Origin of the sequence: Rhodanobacter sp. Root480 (assembly GCF_001426645.1) — a bacterium.
GTDB lineage: Bacteria > Pseudomonadota > Gammaproteobacteria > Xanthomonadales > Rhodanobacteraceae > Rhodanobacter > Rhodanobacter ginsenosidimutans.
Genome location: NZ_LMEX01000002.1, coordinates 772,249 through 795,909 on the forward strand (window position 1 = coordinate 772,249; position 23,661 = coordinate 795,909).

Annotated in this window: 19 protein-coding genes; 1 reads left to right on the forward strand and 18 read right to left on the reverse strand. The window is 68.5% G+C overall.

The features are described 5' to 3' along the window. Window positions 1-27: 27 nt before the first annotated feature. The gene (gene folK / locus ASD22_RS10500; protein WP_056082760.1) at window positions 28-516 is read right to left on the reverse strand and encodes a 2-amino-4-hydroxy-6-hydroxymethyldihydropteridine diphosphokinase; all 489 of its coding nucleotides are present in this window, start codon (window positions 514-516) and stop codon (window positions 28-30) included. Beyond that, the gene (gene folB / locus ASD22_RS10505; RefSeq protein WP_056082762.1) at window positions 516-875 is read right to left on the reverse strand and encodes a dihydroneopterin aldolase; all 360 of its coding nucleotides are present in this window, start codon (window positions 873-875) and stop codon (window positions 516-518) included. The genes folK and folB overlap by 1 nt, the downstream gene beginning before the upstream one ends. A gap of 216 nt (window positions 876-1,091) precedes the next feature. Here folB and dbpA point away from each other — a divergent pair, with 216 nt between their 5' ends. Further along, the gene (gene dbpA / locus ASD22_RS10510) at window positions 1,092-2,471 is read left to right on the forward strand and encodes an ATP-dependent RNA helicase DbpA (protein WP_056082765.1); all 1,380 of its coding nucleotides are present in this window, start codon (window positions 1,092-1,094) and stop codon (window positions 2,469-2,471) included. A 248-nt stretch (window positions 2,472-2,719) separates the two neighbouring features. Here dbpA and ASD22_RS10515 read toward each other — a convergent pair whose 3' ends face one another. From ASD22_RS10515 to ASD22_RS10590, 16 genes are all read right to left on the reverse strand, one after another. Beyond that, window positions 2,720-3,982 carry a TIGR03862 family flavoprotein gene (locus ASD22_RS10515; protein ID WP_056082768.1) on the reverse strand — a complete coding sequence of 421 codons (1,263 nt, stop codon included), beginning with the start codon at window positions 3,980-3,982 and terminating at the stop codon, window positions 2,720-2,722. An 81-nt stretch (window positions 3,983-4,063) separates the two neighbouring features. Further along, entirely contained in the window at window positions 4,064-4,396 is a 333-nt protein-coding gene (locus ASD22_RS16415; protein WP_200945369.1) for a DUF1161 domain-containing protein, read from the reverse strand. A gap of 93 nt (window positions 4,397-4,489) precedes the next feature. After that, window positions 4,490-7,126, reverse strand: a complete 2,637-nt coding sequence (locus tag ASD22_RS10525; protein WP_056082770.1) for an EAL domain-containing protein — start codon at window positions 7,124-7,126, stop codon at window positions 4,490-4,492. 186 nt (window positions 7,127-7,312) lie between these two features. Further along, entirely contained in the window at window positions 7,313-9,811 is a 2,499-nt protein-coding gene (gene hrpB, locus ASD22_RS10530; protein ID WP_056082772.1) for an ATP-dependent helicase HrpB, read from the reverse strand. Window positions 9,812-10,038: 227 nt separating this feature from the next. After that, on the reverse strand, window positions 10,039-12,246 hold the full coding sequence (gene gspD, locus ASD22_RS10535) for a type II secretion system secretin GspD (protein WP_056082775.1): 2,208 nt from the start codon (window positions 12,244-12,246) through the stop codon (window positions 10,039-10,041). A 2-nt stretch (window positions 12,247-12,248) separates the two neighbouring features. Then, window positions 12,249-12,995: a hypothetical protein gene (locus ASD22_RS10540; RefSeq protein ID WP_056082778.1), complete on the reverse strand. Its 747-nt coding sequence runs from the start codon at window positions 12,993-12,995 to the stop codon at window positions 12,249-12,251. Next, window positions 12,992-13,606, reverse strand: a complete 615-nt coding sequence (gene gspM, locus ASD22_RS10545; RefSeq protein WP_056082779.1) for a type II secretion system protein GspM — start codon at window positions 13,604-13,606, stop codon at window positions 12,992-12,994. The genes ASD22_RS10540 and gspM overlap by 4 nt, the downstream gene beginning before the upstream one ends. Further along, a complete protein-coding gene (locus ASD22_RS10550; protein WP_056082782.1) occupies window positions 13,603-14,772 on the reverse strand; it encodes a PilN domain-containing protein in 1,170 nt (389 codons plus the stop codon). Before ASD22_RS10550 ends, gspM begins: the two co-directional genes overlap by 4 nt. Beyond that, window positions 14,769-15,635 (reverse strand): type II secretion system protein GspK, encoded by an 867-nt coding sequence (locus tag ASD22_RS10555; RefSeq protein ID WP_056082787.1) that lies wholly within the window; start codon window positions 15,633-15,635, stop codon window positions 14,769-14,771. The genes ASD22_RS10550 and ASD22_RS10555 overlap by 4 nt, the downstream gene beginning before the upstream one ends. Beyond that, window positions 15,635-16,312 carry a prepilin-type N-terminal cleavage/methylation domain-containing protein gene (locus ASD22_RS10560; RefSeq protein ID WP_056084181.1) on the reverse strand — a complete coding sequence of 226 codons (678 nt, stop codon included), beginning with the start codon at window positions 16,310-16,312 and terminating at the stop codon, window positions 15,635-15,637. The genes ASD22_RS10555 and ASD22_RS10560 overlap by 1 nt, the downstream gene beginning before the upstream one ends. Before the next feature lie 161 nt (window positions 16,313-16,473). Then, window positions 16,474-16,971, reverse strand: coding sequence for a type II secretion system protein (locus tag ASD22_RS10565; protein WP_082520217.1), 498 nt, complete (start codon window positions 16,969-16,971; stop codon window positions 16,474-16,476). Between the two features lie 44 nt (window positions 16,972-17,015). After that, window positions 17,016-17,462, reverse strand: a complete 447-nt coding sequence (locus tag ASD22_RS10570) for a GspH/FimT family pseudopilin (RefSeq protein ID WP_255357432.1) — start codon at window positions 17,460-17,462, stop codon at window positions 17,016-17,018. A gap of 89 nt (window positions 17,463-17,551) precedes the next feature. Beyond that, complete coding sequence (gene gspG, locus ASD22_RS10575) at window positions 17,552-17,965, reverse strand: type II secretion system major pseudopilin GspG (RefSeq protein ID WP_255357433.1); 414 nt, start codon at window positions 17,963-17,965, stop codon at window positions 17,552-17,554. A gap of 128 nt (window positions 17,966-18,093) precedes the next feature. Next, the gene (gene gspF, locus ASD22_RS10580; RefSeq protein ID WP_056082795.1) at window positions 18,094-19,311 is read right to left on the reverse strand and encodes a type II secretion system inner membrane protein GspF; all 1,218 of its coding nucleotides are present in this window, start codon (window positions 19,309-19,311) and stop codon (window positions 18,094-18,096) included. Window positions 19,312-19,647: 336 nt separating this feature from the next. Further along, a complete protein-coding gene (gene gspE, locus ASD22_RS10585) occupies window positions 19,648-21,369 on the reverse strand; it encodes a type II secretion system ATPase GspE (RefSeq protein WP_056082798.1) in 1,722 nt (573 codons plus the stop codon). Between the two features lie 196 nt (window positions 21,370-21,565). Then, window positions 21,566-23,515, reverse strand: coding sequence for a S8 family serine peptidase (locus ASD22_RS10590; RefSeq protein WP_056082801.1), 1,950 nt, complete (start codon window positions 23,513-23,515; stop codon window positions 21,566-21,568). Between the last annotated feature and the right edge of the window lie 146 nt (window positions 23,516-23,661).

Below are 23,661 nucleotides of genomic sequence, written 5' to 3' on the forward strand. Positions count from 1 at the left end.
ACTGGCACGCGACACGTCGGCTCGGCATCACTCCGGCAACGGTTCCGGCGTCAGCGGCTCGCGTTCCACCGGGAATGTCGCCCACAGCTCGGCCATGCGCTGGCCGCTGATCGGGTGGCGGAAATCCGGTGCGATATCGGCGATCGGCCGCAGCACGAACGCGTGCTTCAACTCCTTGCGCGGCAGTTGCAGGTGGCCCGGACCGTCGATGACCAGCGCGTCGTAGAACACGATGTCCAGATCCAGCGTGCGATCGGAGTAACGCGGGCCATCGCGGCGACGGCCGTGGCGATCTTCCAGCGCGTGCAGCCAGTCGTTCAGCGCGGCCGGCGACAGCGGTGTATCCAGCCCCACCGCCAGGTTCACGAAATCCGCGCCATCGAAACCCACCGAGCGGCTGCGATACGCCGGCGATACCGTGACCGGGCCGAAGGCCTGCCGCAATTCCGCCAACGCGGCGGGCAGGTAGCGCTGCGGCTCGATATTGGAGCCCAGACTCAGATAGACACGTGCCATCAAGCGGGCCGCTCGCCGCGTTCGATCCGCACGCCCACCGCATGCGCGCCGCGCACCGCGCCTGGCTTGGACAATTTCAGCCGCACCCAGCTCACCCCGAATTCCTCGCGAATGATCGCCGCGCAACGCTCGGCCAGCGTCTCCACCAGGCCGAAGCTGGACTCGCCCACGTAGGCGCTGAGACGCTTGGCGATGTCCTTGTAGTTGAGCGTCTTCTCGATGTCGTCGTCGGCGGCGGGCACGGTGTTGTCGAACGCCATCTCCACATCCAGCGACAGGGTCTGGCGCACGCGACGCTCCCAGTCGTAGATGCCGATGACGGTATCGACGCGCAGATCCTCGATGAAAACGATATCCATGGCGGTGACCACTGATGACGGTAGCCGCACAGGGTCGGTCAGTGCGCGGGCGGATGCAAGCGTGGCGATGCATGCTCTTCGACTCCGCTGTGCTCAGGGCCATCGGCGTGTAGCGCTGCAATCCAACCACCGTTCTCCCTGAGCGTAGCGCAGCGGAGTCGAAGGGCCGCCAGCCGCACACCCAACGAGCGCGCGGCATAGATGCGATCATGGCGCATGACTTCCTTCAGCACGCTCCCGCTCAAACCCGCCCTGCTCGCCAGCGTGGAAACCCTCGGCTACACCGAAATGACCCCGGTGCAGGCGCAAAGCCTGCCGCCGATGCTCGACGGCCGCGACGTGATCGCGCAGGCGCAGACCGGCAGCGGCAAGACCGCCGCGTTCGGGCTGAGCCTGCTGCAGGCGATCGACGTGGACACGATCCGGCTGCAGGCGCTGGTGCTGTGCCCCACCCGCGAGCTGGCCGACCAGGTCAGCAAGGCGATCCGCAAGCTGGCCGCCAACATCCCCAACGTGAAACTGCTGACCCTGTGCGGCGGCATGCCGCTGGGCCCGCAACTGGCCTCGCTCGCACACGACCCGCACATCGTGGTGGGTACGCCCGGCCGCGTGCAGGAGCACCTGAAACGGCAGAGCCTGCACGGCGGCGGCATCAAGGTGCTGGTGCTGGACGAAGCCGACCGCATGCTGGACATGGGCTTCACCGAAGCCATCGACGACATCATCGGGCGCATCGCGAAGCATCATCAGACCTTGCTGTTCTCGGCCACCTACCCTGATGAAATCCGCGCCGTGAGCCAGCGCGTGCAGAACGATCCGATGGAAGTGACGGTGGAAGCGCCGGCCGATGAAAAGCCGGCCATCGAGCAGCGTTTCCACGAAGTGGAGCCGGCGCAGAAGATCGACGCACTGACCCAATTGCTGGGTGGCGCGCACGCCGAGCAGGCGCTGGTGTTCTGCAACATGCGCCGCGAGGTGGATGCGGTGGCGCAGGAGCTTGATCGCCGCGGCTTCTCCGCGCTGGCCCTGCACGGCGACATGGAACAGCGCGATCGTGATGAAGTGCTGGTGCGTTTCGCCAACCACAGCTGCGCGGTGCTGGTCGCCACCGACGTGGCGGCGCGCGGCCTGGACATCGCCGCGCTGCCGCTGGTGGTCAGCTACGACATCGCCCACGATCCGGAAACCCACACCCACCGCATCGGCCGCACCGGCCGCGCCGGCCAGGCCGGGCTGGCGATCACGCTGTGCGCGCCGCGCGAGCGGCCGAAAGCCGCCAACATCGAGGAACTCAGCGGCGCGCCGCTGCCGTGGCGTCCGCTGAAAGTCGCGCCGTCGCGCGGCAAGACCCTGCACCTGGCGCCGATGAAAACCCTGGTGATCGATGCCGGCCGCCAGGACAAGCTGCGCCCCGGCGACATCCTGGGCGCGCTCACCGGCGACGCGGGATTGAACGCGAAGGACATCGGCAAGATCGACGTATTCGCCACCCGCGCCTACGTGGCGATCAGCCGCGCACTGGCGAACAAGGCGCTGGAGCGGCTGCGCGCCGGCAGGATCAAGGGGCGGAATTTCCGGGTAAGGCCGTTGGGGTGATGAGAGCCGCGAACGAAGGCCTGTCCTTCGCTTCCTGACAACAGAGAAGCCCGAAGGGACCTTAATCTCCTCTCCCCATTGGGGAGAGGACACAGGAGAGGGGGCGGTGCTTGCGGAGAGGTCGGGCGGAGCTTTTCGGCGTCGTGGGTGGCTTCGTTGAAGCTTCCCCGCGGCGTGTCCCCCTCTCCCTGCCCTCTCCCCGCCGGGGAGAGGGTATTACGGCTCTTTTCGGCGCTGAGGTGCGGCGGTTACGGTTTTGATTTGCTGCGCGCCTGTTCCTGCAACCACTGCGCGGCGCCGCGGCCGGCGATCAGGCCGCTGGCGAAGCAGGCGGTCAGCAGGTAGCCGCCGGTGGGGGCTTCCCAGTCCAGCATTTCGCCGGCGCAGAACACGCCGGGGCGCGTGCGCAGCATCAGTGCATCATCCAACGATTCCAGCCGCACGCCGCCGGCAGTGCTGATGGTTTCGGCCAGCGGGCGCGGTGCGCATAGTTGCAGCGGTAGCGCTTTCAGCTGTGCGGCCAGCGCGACGGGATCGGCCAGGGTGGGCTTGTCGGTCAGCTCGAATACCAGTGCCGCCTTGGCGCCATCGAGCCCCGCCCGCCGTCGCAGCCAGTCGCCGATGCTGTGTTTGCCGCGCGGTGCCGCCAGCCGTTCGGCCAGCACGCTCTGGCTGTAGCCGGGGACCAGATCCAGCATGAGCTGCGCTTCGCCGCGCGTGGCCAGTTGCTCGCGCAGTTCGGCGCCGATGGCATAGATGAGACTGCCCTCGATGCCGTACTCGCTGATCACGCACTCGCCCTGGCGCGCGTGCGTCTGCCCGGCGCGATCGCGCCAGTGCGCCACCACCGGTTTCAATGGCGCGCCGGCGAAACGCTGGATCAGGTATTCGCTCCAGCGCACCTCGAAACCGCCGTTGGCCGGTTGCAGCGGCGCCACTTCGGCGCCGAGTTGCTCCAGCGCGCCGACCCAGGCGCCGTCGGAACCCAGCCGTGGCCAACTGGCGCCACCCAACGCCAGCAGCACGGCATCGGCTTGTCGTTCCTGTTCTCCCGCGGGTGTGGCGAAGCACAGTGCGCCGGAGGCGTTCCAGCCCAGCCAGCGATGATGCATGTGAAAGCCCACGCCCGATTCGCGCAGGCGTCGCAGCCACGCGCGCAGCAGCGGGGCGGCCTTCATGTCGCGCGGGAATACCCGCCCGGAACTGCCGACGAAGGTTTCCACGCCCAGCCCGCGCGCCCACTCACGCAGCGCGTCGGCATCGAACGCCGCCAGCCATGACGCCACGGCGTGCTGGCGTTCGCCATAGCGCTGCACGAAAGCGGCCAGTGGCTCGCCGTGGGTGAGGTTGAGGCCACCCTTGCCGGCGAGCAGGAATTTGCGCCCGACCGAACCCATCGCGTCGTACACGTCGACTGCCACGCCCGCCGCGACGGCGGCCTCCGCCGCCATCAATCCGGCGGGGCCGCCGCCGATGATGGTCAGGTGCGGTGAATGGTTTTCTTGCGTCATGCGTCCATGGTCGCACGGGCGCCCGCGATGGCATCCGTGCCATCAACATCAGCGTTGTATGGGCGCAACGGCGCCCGCGGATCAATGACCGGCGGTGGATGCCGGTGCCGGCTCGCTGCCCTTGGCGCTGTCGTCATTCATCGGCATGGCCGGGCTGGCCGGGCTGTCGCTGGTCGGGCTCGAAGCGCTGACGGCGCCGCGCGTGTAGACGATCTGCTGGTCACCCTGGCAATGCCCCACCACCTTGCCCGACGCTGCCTCCTGCCCCGCCGGCACGACGGCCAGCGTGTAGTCGGCCACGCCGTTGGCCTTGATCTTGGCGTCGATATCCGCCTTCACCGTGTCGCAGGACGCGTGGGCAAGCAGCGGCATCATCGCCAGCGCCAGTACTCCCAATCCGATACGCATGTTCATGGCGACCTCTCCTGGGTGGAATCTCGCCATCAGACGACAGCCGCGATGAACGCCGCGTCTAGGAACGTTGCATGACCTGGCCACGCCTGCGCATCACGGTGCAGGCGGATGCACCGTTCCGCCGGATTGGAATCGCGCCGGCTCCGGCGCATGCAGGCTGAAACCTTGCGCGTGGCCGACGCCCATCGCAGTGAGCACTCGCAGCGTTTCCTCGTCGGCCACCCACTCGGCCACCACTTCCAGCCCCAGCCGCTGGCCGATGTCGGCGACCGCACGCACGATGGCGTGGCTTACCGGGTCGGTGAGCATGTCGCGGATGAAGCTGCCATCGATCTTGATGATGTCGATCGGCAGGTTCTTCAGATACGCGAACGACGACATGCCGACGCCGAAATCGTCCAGCGCGGTCTTGCAGCCGACCTGGCGCAGTTGCTCCATGAAACGGGCCACGCGCGACAGGTTGCGCACCGCCACGGTTTCGGTGATCTCGAAACACACCCGCGACGGCGCCACCCCGTGTTTCTTCAGCAAGGCGATGATCAGGTCGGCCAGCGCGTCGTCCTCGACGCTGGCGCCGGACAGGTTGATCGTCGCCAGCCGCAGGTCGGCCCCAGCCGGGTGCAACTGGTCGAAATGCGCCAGCGCGGTCTCGACCACCCAGCGATCGAGCATCGGCATCAGGCTGTAGCGCTCGGCCGCGGGCATGAACACGCCCGGCAGCACCAGCGCGCCGGAATCGTCACGGAAGCGCAGCAGCAACTCCACCCGGGGGCCCGAGCCGGGCCGCGGCGACAGCGGTATCAGTTCCTGGTAGACCAGCACCAGACGCTTTTCATCGATGGCCCAGCGCAGGCGATTGGCCCACTCCATCTCACCGCGGCGACGCGCCGCCTCGTCGTCGCGCTCGGAATAGAAATGCACGCGGTTGCGGCCCAGCTCCTTGGCCATGTAGCAGGCGGTGTCGGCGCGCGCCAGCAGGTCCTTCATGGTCATGCCCGGCTGGTCGATCATCACCACGCCGATGCTGGCGCTGACCGTGTAGCTGCGCTGCTCCCACACGAAGATCCACTCGTCGATGCAGTGGCGCACGCGCTCGGCCACCGCTTCGGCGTCCTCGCGATCGCGCACGCCCAGCGCCAGCACGCCGAACTCGTCGCCACCCAGCCGCGCCAGCACGTCGGTGGCCGAAAGCTGCTTGTGCATGGTGGCGGCCAATTGCGCCAGCAGATGATCGCCGGCGATATGGCCGGAGGTGTCGTTGATCAGCTTGAACTGGTCCAGGTCGATGTACAGCAGCACCGCCATCGGCGCACCGGTTTCGGTGGCGTTGAGGATGCTTTGCAGGCGGCTCTCGAATTCGCGCCGGTTGTACAGCTCGGTCAGCGCGTCGTGGCTGGCCTGGAAGCTCAGCATCTCGTTCAACTGCCGCTGCTCGGTGACGTCGATCGCCACCATCAGCAACTTGTCGGCGCCGTCCAGAACCACCTTGGAGATGGCCACGTCGGCCCAGAACCGGTAACCCTGCTCATCGCACAGCTGAGCGCTGAGGCGGTGGAAATCGCGTTGGTCCGGTTGCCCCATGTCGGGATACAGACGCGGGTCCTCGAACAGGTCCGACAGCCGCCGCTCACCCACGTTTTCGCCAAGCCGCTCGCGGGACGCGCGGTTGGCATAGGTGATGGCGCCGTCATGCCCGTCGGCCAGCAGGACCAGCGCCGGCAGCAGATCGTTGAGCGCGCGAAAGCGCTCTTCGCTCTCGCGGTAACGACTGGTCATGTGCCACGCCAGGGCGATCGCCCGCTGGCGGGTGCTGGCGATGGTGAACACCAGCATCGCCAGCAGGATGCTGGCCAGCACGCCGACAGGCAGCGCCGAGTCGCCCAGGTCGAAGCCGGCCCGGGCGGTCGCGCGCGGTTGCAGGTCCAGGCGCCACACCCGCCCGCCATAGGCAAGCCGACGGTGGAAATCCTTGTCGTCATCGACCTTCGCCGTCGCGGCCGAGTCGAACAGCAGTTGCTGCCCGGCATCGGTGACGTCGGTGATGCGCACGCGGAACATCTGCGTGACGTCTTGCGAAATCGCATTGCCGATCAGGCCGCTGACCCGAAACGACACCGCCAGCGACCCGGCCTCGCGCCGACGCCGCTCCTCCACCGACGCCGGTGGCGACCCGGGGTTGAAGATCGGCATGCGCAGGGTGATGCCGTCGTTGCGCGGCAACGCACCCGTCTGCTGCGCCAGCCGGAACGGGGCCGACAAGGTGGGCAGGTCGGTATCACGCGAGGCGATCACGCCTTGCAGGTTGTTCGGCTGCGCGTTGACGTCCAGCCCGGCCAGGGCGGCATTGCCCGACAGCGGTTGCACCCAGGTAGTGACGTAGTGGACGCCATCCGCCTTTATCTCTTTTCGCGCATAGGCAAGCGCCTGCAGCGAAGGGAAGCGGCGGCGTGGCTGCAGGTTGGCGTAGATGTTGGCGAACTCCTGCTCGCTTACCTCGTCGGAGGAAAGGAACAGGCTCTGCACCGCGCGCAGCAGGCTTTCCGCCGCATGCAACTGCGTTATCAATGCGACCGAGCTCTTGTCGACCAGGGCGCTGCGGGTGAGCTCCAGCGCGGCTTGCTCCCGCTGGATCTGCTGGTAACGCAGCAGCATCGTCAGCGCCAGGCCCAGCAACAACGCCAGCAGGCTCCACCCGTAAGCGGAGGATCGCCGAGGCCCCGGCGCGGGCATACCCCGATCCGGGCCGAAGACTGCGGTGTCCGGCGCTGCTGGAGCAATGGAGCGTTTGGTTGTACGCAAGACGTCCCCCATGGATAGCCATGGCGTGATCGATGGTACAGATAACCACGCAGCGCGAACACCGCAGTTGACCGGCCACGCAGCCCGGTGAAGGTCGCCAGAATTCCTCGACAATCGTCAGCGCGGGCGAGGTTTGGCGCGATGGGTCGGTGGCGCCGTCCATGGATCGTCCGGCCACGGGTGGCGCGGATAGCGACCTTTCAGTTCGCGCCGGACCTCGGGATAGGTGCGCTGCCAGAAACCGTGCAGGTCCTGGGTCACCTGGATCGGCCGGCCGGCCGGCGACAGCAGATGCAGCGTGACTGGAATGCGTCCACCACCGATGCGCGGCGTGTCGGCCAGGCCGAACAGTTCCTGCAGTTTCACCGCCAGCACCGGTGGTTCGCCGGGCACGTAGTCGAGCCGCCGCTGCTGGCCACTGGGCACGGTGAGGCTTTCGGGCGCGTGCTGGTCCAGCGCCTGACGCTGCGCATGATCGAGCATCGCCGACAGCGCCTGCGACAGCGTGTCGGCGCGCAACGCATCGAGCCGGTGCACGCCGTCCAGATACGGCGCCAGCCATTGTTCCAGCGTGGCCAGCAACGCGGTGTCGGCAACGTCGGGCAGACCCAGCGCCGGCATCCAGGCGCGCAATGCCTGCATGCGGGCGCGCAAGCGGCGCGCCGATTCACTCCACGGCAACAGGTCAAGCCCGCCGTTGCGCACGGCGGCGAGCAAGGCCGGCAACGCATCGCGCGCGTCCACCGGCACGCTGCGACGCTCCAGCACGATGGCGCCGAAGCGGTGCTCCTCGAACGCCTCCACTGCACCGCGCTCGTCGTTCCAGCGCTGCGTGCGCTGGCGGGTGAATTGTTCCGGGTAATCGCGCTCCAGCACGTCCGTGTCCAGCGGTGCGGCGGCCAGGATCAGGCTGTCGCGCGCCTCGTGGCGCAGATCCAGCGCCACCAGCCATGGCTCGCCATGCAGGGCAGTGTTCTCATGCAGTCGTGCACCACGGCCGTTGGCCAGCGTGTAGCGCAGCGGATCGCTGCCGCTGCGATGCGCCACCCGGTCGGGAAACGCGTGCAGAAGGAGGTCGCCGACGGCATGGCTTCCCGGCGTACCGCTGGCGGACGTATGGACGTCCAGACGTCTGCGCCAGCCCTTGCTGGCCTGCTCGATCGCGGCCAGCGCGCCGGCATCCACCGCGCCCCGCGCCAGCGCGCCGCGCCGGTCGCGCCAGGCATGCAGGGCGGTGACCCGGTCGCGGAAATCATCGCTGCGCGACTGCTCGCCGCGCAGCGGCGAGCGCGCCTCCATCAGCGCCAGCAGGTCGGCGATCAGCGGGCGCAGCGTGGCCGGCGCGCGCAAGGCAGCGGCGCCCAGCCGCGGCGTGGCACCCAGTTCCAGCAGGTCGCGGCCCAGCGCGGTGATGCGGTGGTCGTTGCCCACCGCCGCCAGGGCGCGCAGCAGTTCGCGCGCCTGCGCCAATGCACCGGGCGGCGGCGGATCCAGCCACGGCAGTGCATCGCTGCCCCATGCGGCCAGTTCCAGCGCCAGACCGGACAGGTCGGCCTGGGCGATCTCCGGCGTGCGCGCGGTTTCCAGGCGCCTGCTCTGCGGCCACAGCCGGTACGCCGTACCCGCGGCCACGCGGCCGGCACGGCCTGCGCGCTGATCGGCGGAGGCCTGCGAGATGTTCACCGTTTCCAGGCGGCTGAAGCCGGAGTTCGGATCGAAACGCGGCTCGCGCGCCAGCCCGCTGTCGATCACCGCGCGGATGCCCGGCAGCGTGATGCTGGACTCGGCCACGTTGGTGGCCAGCACCACGCGGCGCGTCCCCGGCTCCGCATCGCTCAAGGCCGCCTGCTGTTCGGCCAGCGAAAGCTCGCCATGCAGCGGCACGATCTCCAGCGCGGGGTAGTCATCGGCCAGTGCAGCCAGCAAGGCCTGCGTCCGCGCGATCTCGCGCCGGCCGGGCAGGAAGGCCAGCACGTCGCCGGCGTTCTCCTGCAGCGCCAGCCGCGTCACCCGGGCCAGCTGCTGCTCCACGCTCTCCTGCGCGCGCGCGGGTGGATGCACGATGTGCACGGGAAAACTGCGGCCGGGGCTGGTGATGCGCGGCGCATCCAGCCACTGCGCGATGCGCTCGCCATCGAGCGTGGCCGACATCAACAGCAGCCGCAGGTCGGGCCGCAAGGTGGCCTGGATGTCCAGCGCCAGCGCCGCGCCCAGGTCGCCGGCCAGATGCCGCTCGTGGAATTCGTCGAACACGATCGCACCGATGCCGGCCAACTCCGGATCGCGCTGGATCAACCGGGTGAGGATGCCCTCGGTGATCACCTCGATCCGCGTGGCAGGACCGACCTTCGCCTCGAAACGGATGCGATAGCCCACCGTCTGCCCCACCGCCTCGCCCAACTGCTGCGCCATGTATTGCGCGGCCGCGCGCGCCGCGATGCGGCGTGGTTCCAGCATCAGGACCTTGCCACCCGCCAGCCACGGCTGGTCGAGCAGGGCCAGCGGCACCTGGGTGGTCTTGCCCGCGCCCGGCGGCGCCTCCAGCACCAGCCGCGGATGATCGGCGAGCGAGGCACGAATGCCGGGCAGCAGCGGAGTGATGGGAAAGACGGTCATTCAGCGAATGATAACGGCGAGGGGTGTGGCTACCCCGCGCCCCGCCTCAACGCTGGAAGAATCCGTAATCCCCTCTCCCCTTGGGGAGAGGGCTGGGGAGAGGGGACACGCCGCGGGAAAGTCCCAACGAAGTTGCCCACGACGCCGAGAGCCCCGTCACCAACTTCCCCGCGAGCACCGCCCCCTCTCCTCAATCCTCTCCCCGCAGGGGAGAGGAAGCAGAGCAGCTACTTCGCCCGCAGCGGCGCCAGCGATTCGAACTTGCGCTGGTACTCGTCGGTGACCTGGCGCGCATCGTTGCCGCTGGTGATCACGCGAGGGGTGATCAGCACCAGCAGTTCGGTGCGGTCGCGGTGGCGGTTGGTGGTGCCGAACAGGCGGCCGATCAGCGGGATCTTGTTGAGCACGGGGATGCCGGTGTCGGTGGTGCCTTCGTTCTGCTGGATCAGGCCGCCGAGCAGCACGGTCTGGCCGCTCTGCACGGCCACCTGGGTTTCCAGCAGGCGCTTCTGGATGGGGAAGTTGCCGTTGTTGTCCTTGATGCCGGGCGCGCTGACTTCCTGGCTGAGCTTCAGGTACACCAGGCCGCCGGGATTGACCCGCGGCACGACTTTCAGGATCACGCCGGTCGGCTTGTACTGCACCTCGCCCAGCGTGCTGATGCCGCTGCCCGCGTTGCCCAGGCCAGGGCTGATGAAGCTCTGGTTGACCGGGATCTCGTTGCCGACCTGGATGTTCGCCTGCTGGTTGTTCATCACCACCAGCGACGGCTCGGACAACACCTTGGTGTTGCCGCTGGTTTCCATCGCGCGCAGCGCCACCTGCAGGTTGCTGTTCATGAACGAATAGAAGAACGGCTCGCCGCCGAAATTCACGCCGCCCTGGCCCAGCGCGATCTGTCGCGGGTTGTTGGCATCCCCCGGCGAAAACGTGATGTTGCCGTTGCTGTCGGTGGTGCTGGTGGCGCCGCGGAGCCCCTCCAGATACCACTGCACGCCGAAGCTGAACTCGCCGGTGAGGCTGACTTCGAGAATGCGGGTTTCGATCTGCACCTGCAGCGGCACGCTGTCGAGTTTCTGGATTGCCGACTCGATCTCGCTCCATTGCGAGGGCCGTGCGCGCACCAGCAACTGGTTGTTGCTGTCGACCGCGCTGATGCGCACGCTGCCGTCGCTGGAGCTGTACGACTTGCTGGGCGCGGCATTGCCGTCGACAGGCTGCGTGGCCGATCCGGTCATGGCGCCGCCGTTGTCGATACCGCTGACCAAGGTGTTGCCGGTGTCGCCATCGGCATTGCCCAGGGTGGCGCTGCTCAGGCCGGGGCCGACCTGGCCGCCGTTGTCGCCAGCGCCGGTGCCGGCGCCGTTGGTGTAGATCTGCGCCAGGTAGCGGGCCAGGTCCGACGCCTTGATGTTGCGCACGTCGTACACGAACAACTGCGGCTCGTTGCCGCCGCCGCGATCGATGCGGGCGATCCAGTCGCCCACTTCGCGCAGGTAGTCGGCCTGGGTGCTGATCACCACCAGCGCGTTGGTGCGCTCGATCGGAATGAAGCGCAGCATGCCCGCCAGCGGCGTGTCGCCCTTGGGACCGAACATGTCGTCCAGCTTGGGCATCAATTCATCGACGCTGGCGCGCTGCAGGCTGAACACGCCCACCGACATGCCGCGCAGCCAGTCCACGTCGAACGTGCGCACGGTGCGTTGGTAATTGGCCAGCTCCTGCGAGGTGCCGGACATCACCAGCAGGTTGCGCGACGGATCGACCAGCAGGATCGAATCCGGCCGCGCGAACGGTTTGATCAGTTTCTGCATCTCGGTGGCCGAGATGTAGCGCAGCGGAAACAGCCGCGCCTGCAAGCCGCCTTGCGGCGCCGATGCACCGAGGCTGGGCACCAGGTTGCCGCCCAGCGCGTCCTTCGCCGGCAGCACCACGTAACTGCCGCCGCGCAGCACCAGCGCGTTGCCGGTCCACGACAGCAGCGTCTCCAGGATCGGCAACGCCTCGCTGGCATCGACCGGTTCGGAGGTGGAGAACGAGATGTTGCCCTGCACGCCGGGCACGATGGTGTAGTTCTTTTTCAGCAAGTCGCCCAGGATCGCCTTGACCACCGCCTGCACCGGCTGGTTCTCGAAGTTGAAGGTGACGCCATCGGGGCCGGCCGCGGGCGCGCGCGGCGTGGCCAGCCCGCTGGGATGGATGAACTGGCCGCTGCCCTCGCTCAGTTGTGGGCGCATTGCCGATGCCGAATCGGGAGCGACCGTGGTGTTCAGCGGCAACGGCGCCGGCACCGGGTTCCGGGTGCCGGCCACCGCCTCGCGTTGCAACGCATCGTTGTCGCGCGGTTGCGGCAGGCTGGAGCAGCCCACCAGCCATACCGCCAGCGCCAACCCCAGCGCACGTAGCGGATGGGTCTGTCTATGCGTGCGATGCATGCTCAATGTTCTCCTTCGTGGACCGCGGCGGCTTGCGCGGCGCGACGTTTCTGGATGATCTCGCGCAGCGCGCGGATGCGCTGCGTTTGGGTATTGGTTTGAGTGTCGGGAGACGTCTGCGCCGGAGCGCGGATTACACCCGCAACAGGCTCGCCGGGACGGCCGCCCGGCCCGGCCGCTGGAGCCGGGGTGACCAGCGACGTCGACGGCCAGGACACGCTGCTGCCGGGACCTGGCCCAACAGCCTGACCCGGCGCCGGCAACGGGCCATCGATCGGCGCACCCGCGCGCAGGGACAACTCCACGCGACCGCTGGCGGTGTCGAAAACCGCCGAGCGCGGCTTCACCTCGACCAGGGTGATGTCACCACCGGATACCCGCTCGCCAGCACGCAGCCGCACCTGCCGATTGCCCTGGTGGTCGTACAGCAGCGCCATTTGCATGGTCGGCGTGATGATCACCCCGGTGAGTTCCAGCTCGCCAATGCTGCCGCTGCCTGCCGACGGCGTCACGGGCTTGCGATCGGGATTGAACAGCGGTTGCTGCCAGACCACGGCGAACTGGTTGCGCGGCACCGGAGGCGGCAACGGCGCGGCACGATCCGCCACCGGCGCCACCGACGGCGGGCTGGCGGCCGGCCAGTGCGCGCGGCTGCCAGCGCCGGACAACAGCAGCAGCCACAAACCCGCCAGCACGGCCAGCAACAGCAGCAGGGCCGGGGTCAGCCGGCGCTGGCTGGCGGCATTCATGGCTGCACCTGCGTGGTGGTGCGGGCGGGGCGCAGATAGCCCGATACGGTGAGCTGCACTTCCAGCGGCGCGGTACCGTCCTGCTGCGCTGCCGTCGGGTTGCGGTAGATGTTGAGCTCATCGACGAACAGGTACGGCGTGCCCTGCTCCAGCGCGTGCAGCACCGCCGCCAAGGGTTCGATGGCGCAACTCAGGCTGACGCGAGCGGACGCCTTGCGATAAGGCTCGTTGCCTGCCGCCGGTGGATCGGGGATGGGCATTTTCTGGCTGACCACGCAACCCCGGTTGGCGGTCTGTGCGGCCACCACGTCGACCACGCGCTGCATCAAACCTGCCGCCGCGGTGTTGGTATCGCTTTCGGGAAGGAACGCACTGCTGGCCGCCTGGCCCGCGCCCAACGCAGCCAGCCGCTGCTCCAGCCGTGGCTGCTCGGCGATCGCCGCGGCGTAGTGGGCGTGCGTCTGTTGCAGCTCATCCATGCGGGCATCGATCTGCCGCAGCGGCGCCACCCACCACCAGTGCAGCAGCAGGAAATAGGCCAGCGCCAGCGCCGCCAGCAGCAACAGCATGGCGGCGATGCGGCGCTCGCGCGGGGTGGGCGAATAACTCATGGCGCGCTGCCGCTGCTGGCCGGCACGGCGCTGCCGGCTTGCGCCTGCGCCTGCCGCAACTGCGCCACCAGGTAGAAACGCTCCTTGCCGGTGAGCGCATCAGGCTGGATCGAGCCCTGGAAACTGGCGTCGGTGATCAGCGGTGAATCCTTCAAGGCATCCAGTAATCGTGCCGCCTGCCGGCTCTGGCCCTGCATGCCGACCTGGCCATCGGTATCGATGCTGAGCCGCTCCAGCCAGGCGCTGTCAGGCAGACGTCTGGTCAGGTCGGCAAGCAGCGCCAGCATGGTCGTCGCATGCTGTTTGCGCTGCACCAGGAAACCGGCGGCGCCGGCGTTGTCCTGCAGTTGCTGGCGCAGGGCGAGCACCTGCTGCGCATCGGCGTGCAGGCTTTCCACCTGCGCCTGCATCCGCACCAGCGCCTGCCGACGGTTGTGCAGGTATTGCCACAGCACCAGCGCCAGCAGCGTCACGCAGGCCACCGCCAACGCGCGATTCCAGCGGCGGCGCGGATGGACATGATGCGGCCGGCGCGGGGGCGGCAGCAGGTTGATGCCCAGCCGTCCATTCCCCTCGGGCAGATCCACCGCATCGATGACCACACCGACGGCCGCCAGGGACGCCAGCAACGGATCGAGCCTGTTGCGCGGCGTGGCCAGCAGCTCGGCACGGAAAAGCCCGGCCGCGGCCAGCGTGGCCGACGGCAGTTCGCGCGCGGCGTAATGCACCTGTTCAACGGTGAACGGCGTCTGCCGATCCATCTCGAACGCCATCACCTGCGCCAGCTGGCTGCGCGCGGCCAGCGGCAGCGAAACGGCGCGCCGCAATACCGTGCGCGGATCCAGCAGCAAGGCGAGGCGGCGGTCTTCGCGGTCCACACCTTGCAGCGCCGTGCTCACCGCGGTGCGTTGGGCGGGCGCGCCGTCGTCGACGGACCAGCGCGCCAGCGGCTGCACCTCGCCGACGCGGCGCAAAGTCCACTGCCCCTGTTCCTGCTGCAGCAGATGCCACGCCACGCCATCGCCCAGCCAGCCACGCCAGCGCGGCGGCAACAGCGCGCGCAGTTCAGTACCCCACCAGGCGAAAAACGCCGGGCACGGCGAGCTGCGCCAAGCCTGGCGCAGGCGATCGCGCCCCGACCGCAGCGGCGGCAGCAGCGTATTCATTCCTCGTCTCCCTCCTGCCAGCGCAACACCGCGTAAGGTTGCGCAGCGGCGCTCCCCGCCCGCCAGCGAACCGTGGCCCGCAATACCGCTTGCGTGCCATCCGCTAGCGTAGCTTGCGAACGCACGCTGTGGGTGACTCCGCTGCCAACGGTCAGCTCGGGATCAGCGGCATTGCGCTGCCGCGCGGCCAGGATTTCCTGCACGCGCCCGGCGGTCATGCCGGGAATCGCGGCCAGCGCCAGCGACGTGGCCACGTTCGGGTCCGGGCTGGCCTGGCCCGACCACAAGGTGATGTGCGGCGCCAGCGTGCGATACAGCGCCGGCGTCATGCCCAGCACCATCTGCAACTCCTCGACGCTGGCGAAGGGGGCGTGCCGCGGCCGGTAGCGGCGACCCTCCGCCGCGTATCCCGCGGCATCGCCGGTCGTGCCATCGAACACGGAAGGGCTGCGCCATTCCACCACCCGCACGGCCAGCGCCTGCGCCGCATCCGGGGCCACGCCCGCGGCCTGGAACAAGCCCTGCAACACCGCTGGCGTGGCGCTGTTCAAATCCACCTTGCCGCTCTCGTCCACGGCATGAATCCGCACCTCGGCGCCGTCGTAAGACATCGTGTACAGACGGCCATCACCGATCCAGCGCTGTTTGGCGCGCGTATCGTGCAACCCGCGCAAGGCGCGCATGAGGCCCGCCTCGGCGGCGTAGTGGGCGCGGGTCTGCGCCAGTTGATGGCGCGCCAGCACCGCCTCGGTATGCACCACGGCCGCGTAGCCGCCCAGCAGCACGGCCAGCAGCGCGCACGCCCACAACACCAGCAGCAAGGCCACGCCGCGCTGCCGTCGAGGTGATGGACATGCGCGCATCACTGCGTCCCCATGCGACGGATCGGGAGGGTCGACGCATCGCGACGGGTATCGCCAGCCTCCACGCGCAGCGGTACCTCCAGTGTGGGCCAGGGCACCATGCCATCCAGCTGCAATTCCACCCGCACCAGCCGCGGCAACACGCGGCCATCGGGCCAGCTGGCGAGCCACGGCGTGGCGCGCCCCCGCACGTCGACGCCGCGATAGCTGAAACGGCCGGCACGCACATGATCGACCAGCACCTGCGGTTCACCCACCGGCTGCGGTTCACTGCCATCGGGCGGCAACAGGGTCAGGCCAAGTTCCAGCCGGAAGCCGCCCGTGCCGTCATCAACCAGGCGCAGGGTTTGCAGCTGCGGCCCCAACTGGCCGAGGTAACCCGGCAACGGCGCTACGTAACGCAACCGCTGCGGCGCGCCATCGACAACCAGCGGCGCGCCGTGGTCATCGTGATCAATGGTCTGATTCAACGCCTGCGCCAGCTCGCGACGCAACAGCTGCTGCGCCGCGCGCACCTGGTCGAGCCGGTCGACCCGCGCATTGCCGGCATGCACGCTGCGCGTGGCGATGCGGACGCCGGCGTAGACACCCAGCATCAGCAAGGCCAGCAAGGCCAGCGAGGCCAGGACTTCCAGGAGGGTGAAGCCTTGTTGGAGCCGGGATTGGGAATTCGGGATTCGGGATTTGTTAGAGCAAAAACGCCTCTCAGCAAGCCGTGGAGTTGGCACCGTGCCGGCAGGCTGGGCACCGAGTGCTTTCCGAATCCCGAATCCCGAATCCCAAATCCCGGGCGCGCCCCGCCAAGCTCCGGCTCTCATCGCACCACTACCGCGCCCAATCATGGCTTCGGCGCCATCGGGTTGGCATCCGCGCCAGTCGAGAGCAGACGCAGGGTGCGGAAATTCGCCGTGTGCGGATGTGCGGCAACACCCCAGCTGACCTGCAGATCCAGTTGGTAGAGCTGCAGCGGCGTCTGGTCATTGGCCGTAGCGGCAGCGTTCCATGGCGTCACGTCCAGTTGCCACTGGAATTTGCGATTGAAACGACCGGCACTGTGACCCGGGCGCAGCGGCTCAACCACGTACACGCTGTCGAGCTTGCTGCGCGCCCACATCGCCGCCTCACTGGCATCGGCCGCCTGCCCGGTGAGACCGATGGCGCCACCGACGACCTGCATGAGTACTGCGAACGCGATGCCGAGCAGCGCGATCGCGGCCAGGACTTCGAGGAGGGTGAAGCCGTTGGCGCGCGTAGCGCGCGCCTGGGAATGGGGAATGGGGAATAGGGAATCGGAAAGCCCGGCGCGCGCCAGCTTTTCGCTCTTCCCATTCCCCATTCCCCATTCCCCATTCCCGGGCGCGCCCCGCCAAGCCCCCGCTCTCATCGCACCACCACCGCGCCCGTCAGCCACGCCACGTCGATACGCCATTGACGCTCGCCGCGCTGCACGATGATGTTGCCGCCGGTGGAGCTGCCGTCGGGAAAGAAGCGAATGCGGCCGGTATGGTCGTCCGGCGCATCCTCGCGGGCGCTGGTGATGCTCAACTTCATGTCCGGTGGCAGCTGCACGGTTTGTCCGCGCGCGTTGCGCCAGCGGTTGTCGCGGGTATCGAGGTCGAACACCTGCGCCTTGCCGCGCACGATCGCCTGGGCGCGGGTGGCGCGCAGCGCGGCGGCCAGGTCGGCGCTGGCCGCCGCGGCACGGGTGCCGGCCAGGCCCTGCGTCACCGAGAATGCCACCGCCGCCGTGGCCACACCGATCAGCAGGATCACGGCCAGCATTTCAAGGAGGGTGAAGCCTTGGGCGCGCGTTGCGCGCCCGGGAATGGGGAATGGAGAATGGGGAATGGGAAAAGCCGGCGAGCGCCAGCTTTTCGCTCTTCCCATTCCCCATTCTCCATTCCCCATTCCCCGCTTCATTGCCAGCTACCCACATCCTGGCTGTAACCGTCGCCGCCGGGCTTGCCGTCCTGGCCGTAGAAGACCAGGTCGAAATTGCCGTGTTCGCCGGGCACGGTGTAGCCGAACGCATGGCCCCAGGGATCCAGCAACTGCGACGGCTTGGCGTACGGACGCTGCCAGTTCGGCGCGTTGGCGGGCTTGGTCACCAGATCCTGCAGCTGCCGTGGCGGTGAGCCGTTGTCCAGCGCATAGCTGTCGATGGCCTGGCCCAGCACCTGCAATTGCACCTTGCCCGCGCCGTACTTGCCCTTGTCCACGCTGTTGCCCACCTGCCGCACCACGATGGTGCCCACGATGCCGATCAACACGATCACGGCCAGCATTTCCAGGAGGGTGAAGCCTTTGGCGCGCGAAGCGCGCCCGGGAATGGGGAATCGGGAATGGGGAATGGGGAAGGCTGGCAAGCACCGGCCTTTCGCTCTCTCCATTCCCGATTCCCGATTCCCGATTCCCTGCCCCACCGACGCCAGAAACTTCGCCATTGCCGTACTCCTCCTCATTGAATATTGCTGGTCAAACTCAACAGCGGCAGCAGGATCGCGGCCATGATGATCGCCACCAGTACCGTCATCACGATGGTCAGCGCGGGCACCAGCGCGGCCAGCAGGCGGTCGATGGCGCGGCGCGATTCGATCTCGAAAGTGTCGGCCACTTTCAGCAGCATGGTGTCGAGCTGGCCGGCTTCCTCGCCCACCTGCACCATCTGCAGCGCCAGCCTTGGAAACAGGGCCGGTTGCGCCAGCGCCAGGCTCAGGCCGGAGCCACCCTTGACCTGCTCGTGGGCGCTGGCCAGCGCCGCATCCAGTGCGCGGTTGCCGGTGACCTGGCGCGCAATGGCCAGCGCGCTCAGCAGCGGCACGCCGTTTTTCAGCAGCGTGCCCAGGGTGCGGGCGATGCGCGCGGTTTCCACTTTCAGCAGCAGCGGGCCGATCCAGCGCAGGTGCAGCAGGCGGGCATGCCACGCCAGCCGTGCCTGCGGATCGCGCAGCCGCGCGCGCCACGCCACCGCGCCACCGATCAGCAACAGTGCGATCAGCCACCACCACGCCTGCAAGGTATTGCCCAACAGCAGCACCGCGCGGGTGATCCAGGGAATCGGCACCTGCATGTCCTGGAAGATCGGCACGAATTGCGGCACCACGTAGGCCAGCAGCAGCACCAGCGAACCGAGCACACCCACCAGCAGGAACGCCGGGTAGATCAGCGCGTTGATGACGCTGCCACGCAGTTGCTGGGCGCGCTCCAGGTAATCGGCGAGGCGGCGCAGGGTTTCCTCCAGCGAACCACCGGCCTCGCCCGCGCGCACCAGGCTCACGTACAGGCGGGGAAACACGCCGTGCTCCTCGTCCAGCGCCGAAGACAACGTATTGCCGCCCCGCACCCGCTCGCGCACGCGCTCAATCAGTTTCCTGGCCCGCTCGCTTTCGGGCAGATCCAGCAGGATGCCCAACGCCCGGTCCAGCGGCTGGCCGGCGCCCAGCAAGGTCGCCAGCTGATGGGTGAACTGGGCCAGCTGGTCACCGCTGAACGGGCCGCGCGTGAACAGTGCCGCGACGCCAGCGCCACCGTCGGCCGCGTCGGCCGGCTGCGCTTCCAGCGGGGTGTGGCCCTGGTCCTGCAGGTGGGCGATCACCTCCTCTGCGCTGGACGCTTCCATCTGGCCGCGCAGGGATTCCCCCGCGCCAGTGATGGCGCGGTATCGAAAAAGGGTCATGGAACCCACTCCCCGCACAGCTCCGCGAGCTCACCCAGAAGCGAAACTGCACGGCACGTTTGCCCCCTCTCCCCGTGGGGGAGAGGGTTGGGGAGAGGGGCCGGGGCTTGCGGGGAAGACAGATAGGAAACCCTCCCGCAGCGTGCGTCGCTTCGTTGAGCTTTGCCGCGACGTGTTTTGCTTCGATGAGCTTCCCCGCGGCGTGTTTCGCTTCGATCAGCTTCCCCGCGGCATGTCCCCCTCTCCCTACCCTCCTCCACCCACAAGGGGACTCCCTTCGGTCGCCGCAGGGGAGAGGGGATTACGGCAGCTTCCAGCGGCGCGGCGGCGTGCTTTTTAGCCCTCCTGCGTAACACGCAGCACCTCCTCCAGCGTGGTCACGCCGGCGACGGCCTTGGCGATGCCGTCTTCGTACATGGTGCGCATGCCTTCGGCGCGGGCCTGTTTTTCGATGGCGCCGGCGTCGGCCTTTTGCATCACCAGGCGGCGCAGCGGGTCGGTCATGGGCAGGAATTCCATGATCGCCTGGCGGCCGCGGTAGCCGCTGGGGTTGGCGGTGCTGCTGCCCGGTTTCCACAGGCGGATGGGGCGCTGATCGGTGTATTTCTCCAGCTCGAACTGGGCGATGACTTCGGGCGCGGGCTCGTACGCCACGGCGGTTTCCGGGTCGAGCGTGCGCACCAGCCGCTGCGCCAGGATGCCGTTGACGGTGGAACCGAGCAGGTAATCCTCCACGCCCATGTCCAGCAGCCGGGTGATGCCGCCGGCGGCCGAGTTGGTGTGCAGGGTGGACAGCACCAGGTGACCGGTGAGCGCGGACTGGATCGCGATGCGGCAGGTTTCCAGGTCGCGCATTTCGCCGATCATGATCACGTCCGGGTCCTGCCGCACGATCGAGCGCAGCGCGCCGGCGAAATCCAGCCCGATCTGCGGTTTCACCTGGATCTGGTTGATGCCCTCGATCTGGTATTCGACCGGGTCCTCGACCGTGATGATTTTCACGTCGGGCGTGTTGATCCGCGACAGCGCGGTGTACAGCGTGGTGGTCTTGCCCGAGCCGGTGGGGCCGGTGACCAGCAGGATGCCGTGCGGGCGCTGCAGCACGTCGACGAAACGCTGCTGGAAGCTGTCAGTGAAGCCCAGCGCGGCGAAATCGAACACCACCGATTCGCGATCCAGGATACGCATCACCACCGACTCGCCGAAGCTGGTCGGCATGGTGGACACGCGCAGGTCCAGCTCCTTGCCCTGCACCCGCAACTGGATGCGGCCATCCTGCGGCAGGCGACGCTCGGCGATGTTCATGCGCGCCATGATCTTCACCCGCGAGATCACCGCGGCGGTGGACGACGCGGGCGGCGCCTCCACGTCATGCAGCACGCCGTCGATGCGGTAGCGCACTTTCAGCTGGTTTTCGAACGGTTCGACATGGACGTCCGAAGCGCGCTGCTCCACCGCGCGCTGCAGGATCAGGTTGACCAGCCGGATGACGGGGGCCTCGGAGGCCAGGTCGCGCAGATGCTCGACGTCGTCTTCCTCGGCCGCGCCGCCGTCAAGGTTTTCCACGATGGTGCCCATCGCCGAACGACCGCTGCCGTAATAGCGCTCGATCAGCCCGTCGATGTCCGAGCGCAGGCCGATGCGCAACGCCACCGGTCGCCCGGCGGCCAGCTCCATGGCTTGCCGTGGATAGGGATCGGCCGGATCGGCCACCACCAAGGCAAGGCCCGACGCGTCGTGCACCGGCACCACGTGCTGCTGCTTGAGGAAGCGCAGCGACACTTCCAGCTCCGCTGGCGGCAACTCCGGCGCATCGCGCGCGGCCAGCAGCGGCACCTGCAGCAGCTCGGCCCAGGCTTCGGCCAGGTCGCGTTCGGACACCAACCCCAGCCGCGCCAGCAAGGATGTCAGCGTGCCCTCGGGCGACTCCTCGTGCAGCCGCCGGGCGCGGCCCAGGTCGGACTCCTTCAAGCGCCCCCGCGCCACCAGCAACGCGCACGCCTGCACGTCGTCGACGGCCGTATCGCGTGGTTGCGCAGGGCTGGACAAGGCCGACATGGGTTCCTCCGGTGGGGCAACGCTCCAACGCGCCGCGAACCCGCATTGGTAGCACAACGCGGCGGCGGCGGCGATGGCATGGGTGCTGGCGTTGCAGCCTGATGGAGGCGACCCGACCCAGCCGCTGGCTGACGGCTGGGGAATCGAAAGAAGCGGCGGGCTCGCCGGGTGCGAGCCCGCCTGGTTCAACGGTGAATCAACGCGGCGCCCGGAAGCTGCCCACCACGTTCATCCCGGTAAACGCCGTCTCGCCCACCACGGTCACGTACCAGCTGCCTGCCGCGGGGCGCGGCACCACCACCGACTCGCGATTGCCCGGTCGCGCGGACTTGTAGTCATAGTCCGAGGCGCCGCCGGCGGCGCCGGCCTTGACGTACATCGACACGTTGCCGCGCCCGCCATCGGCGCGCAGGCTCAGCGTATGCACGCCGGCCGGCACCGACAGCATGTAGACGGTGCTGCTGCCGGTGCTGCCGGACTGGCCCATCAGCGGCACGCCGTTGGTCAGCACGGTGGCGTCGCCGTCGCCGACGGCGGCTCGCACCGCCGCGTCGGCATCGACGATGCCGGCACCGATGCGGCGGTTGGCCGGCGGCTTCACGCTGGGCGCGTGTGCCGTTTGCTGCAAGGTGGCCAGCACCTCGGCCGGCGTCATCAAGGCCATGCCGGCGGCCAGCCGCGCGCTCTGCATCAGGGCCACGACGCCAGCCACGTGCGGGGTGGCCTGGGAGGTACCGGCATAGCCGCCGTAGAGTGTGTCGTTGGGCACCGGCGTGGTGGCACCGCTGTTCAGCGCCTGCCAGATGAAGCCGTCGTTGACCGGGGTGCCGCTGTCGGCATCGTTTTCGTACACGCCACCGCCGGGTGCGGCGATCTCCACCGCCTTGCCGTAGTTGGAATAGAAGGCGCGCCTGCTGGTGATGCCGGTGGAGGCCACGGTGATCACGCCGGGGCAGCTGGCGGGCGAGGTTTTCGAGGCATCGATATCCTCGTTGCCCGCCGCCACCACCACCACCGCGCCCAGCGCGTTGGCCGCGGCCACCGCCTGCGCCGCCGGATCCTTGGCCTTGCACGTGCCGGGGCCGCCGAGGCTGAGGTTGATCACTTTCGCCGGGTGCGTGTTGTCCGGCACGCCGTCCACGTGGCCGCCCGCCGCCCACACGATGGCGTCGTTGATGTCGCTGTCATAGCCGCCGCAATGGCCGAGCACGCGCACCGGCAGGATCTTCGCGCCGTGGGCGATGCCGGCCATGCCCCGCGCGTTGTTGGTGAGCTCCGCACCGGCGGTGCTGGCCACGTGGGTGCCGTGCCAGGAGCTGTCTTCCGGCGGGTGGGTGGCATCGGTGCACTCGGTGAGCCAGGGCTCCTCGGTGGTCCAGTCGCCGGTGTCCCAGCCGCCCGGCACGCGGCCGTCGGTGGCGCGGCCAGAGACGAAACTGTCCACGATGAAGTCATAACCGGCGTCGCCCAGCGAGGTGTCCACGTCCACGTGCGTGGTGATGCCGGTATCCAGCACGGCGATCACCACGCCGGTGCCGTCGGCCAGGTCCCACGCGTTGTTGACGTTGGTGCCGCCCAGGTTGGCGTGGCCCTCGGTGGTGACGGTGCCGTCGGGCGCTTTCAGGTTCCACTGGTACTTGGCGTAGTAGGTGTCGTTCGGCGTCACGGTTTGCGGTTGCAGCAGCGTCGAGGCCGCCACGTCGCGCACGCGATGGCGCATCACGTCGGGCACCACGTAGGCCACCGCCGGGTCGGTCGACAACTGACGGATCAGCGCCTCCGCCTCGGTGCGGTCGAGCGACCGCGACGTGCGCAACAGGTCGCCGCCCACCGCCAGCTTGCGCTGGAAACGCATGCTGACCGAGGCCGGTGCGCCGGCGACGCTACGCCCGGCGCGCACCAGCCCGGCCCGGTTCAGCGCCGCGGTGGCGGTCTGCACGGCAGCGGCGCGATTGGCGCGCTCGCTGCTGCCCTGGCGGTAAGTGACGATGAAGCGGTTGAATGTTGGCTGGCCCTGCAGCGAGGTGAGGTCCATCCGCGCCGGATCGCCGGTCGGCGAAACCGCGGCGGCAAAGCTGACCGTGCTGGCCATGGCGGCGGCCAGCGCAGCGGCGAGTACGCCCCTGCGAAAAACGTTGTTGTTCATGTGAACTCCCAGACGGTGGTGATCGCTGTATCAAGCGGATGGCCGCTGCGTTGCCGCATGCGGAGGGCTACTGTTGGCGAGCGGCGGCCCGCGGATGACGCCTTCTCCCGGCACCGCGCGGCTCGTCGTGCCGGGCGACAAGGGAT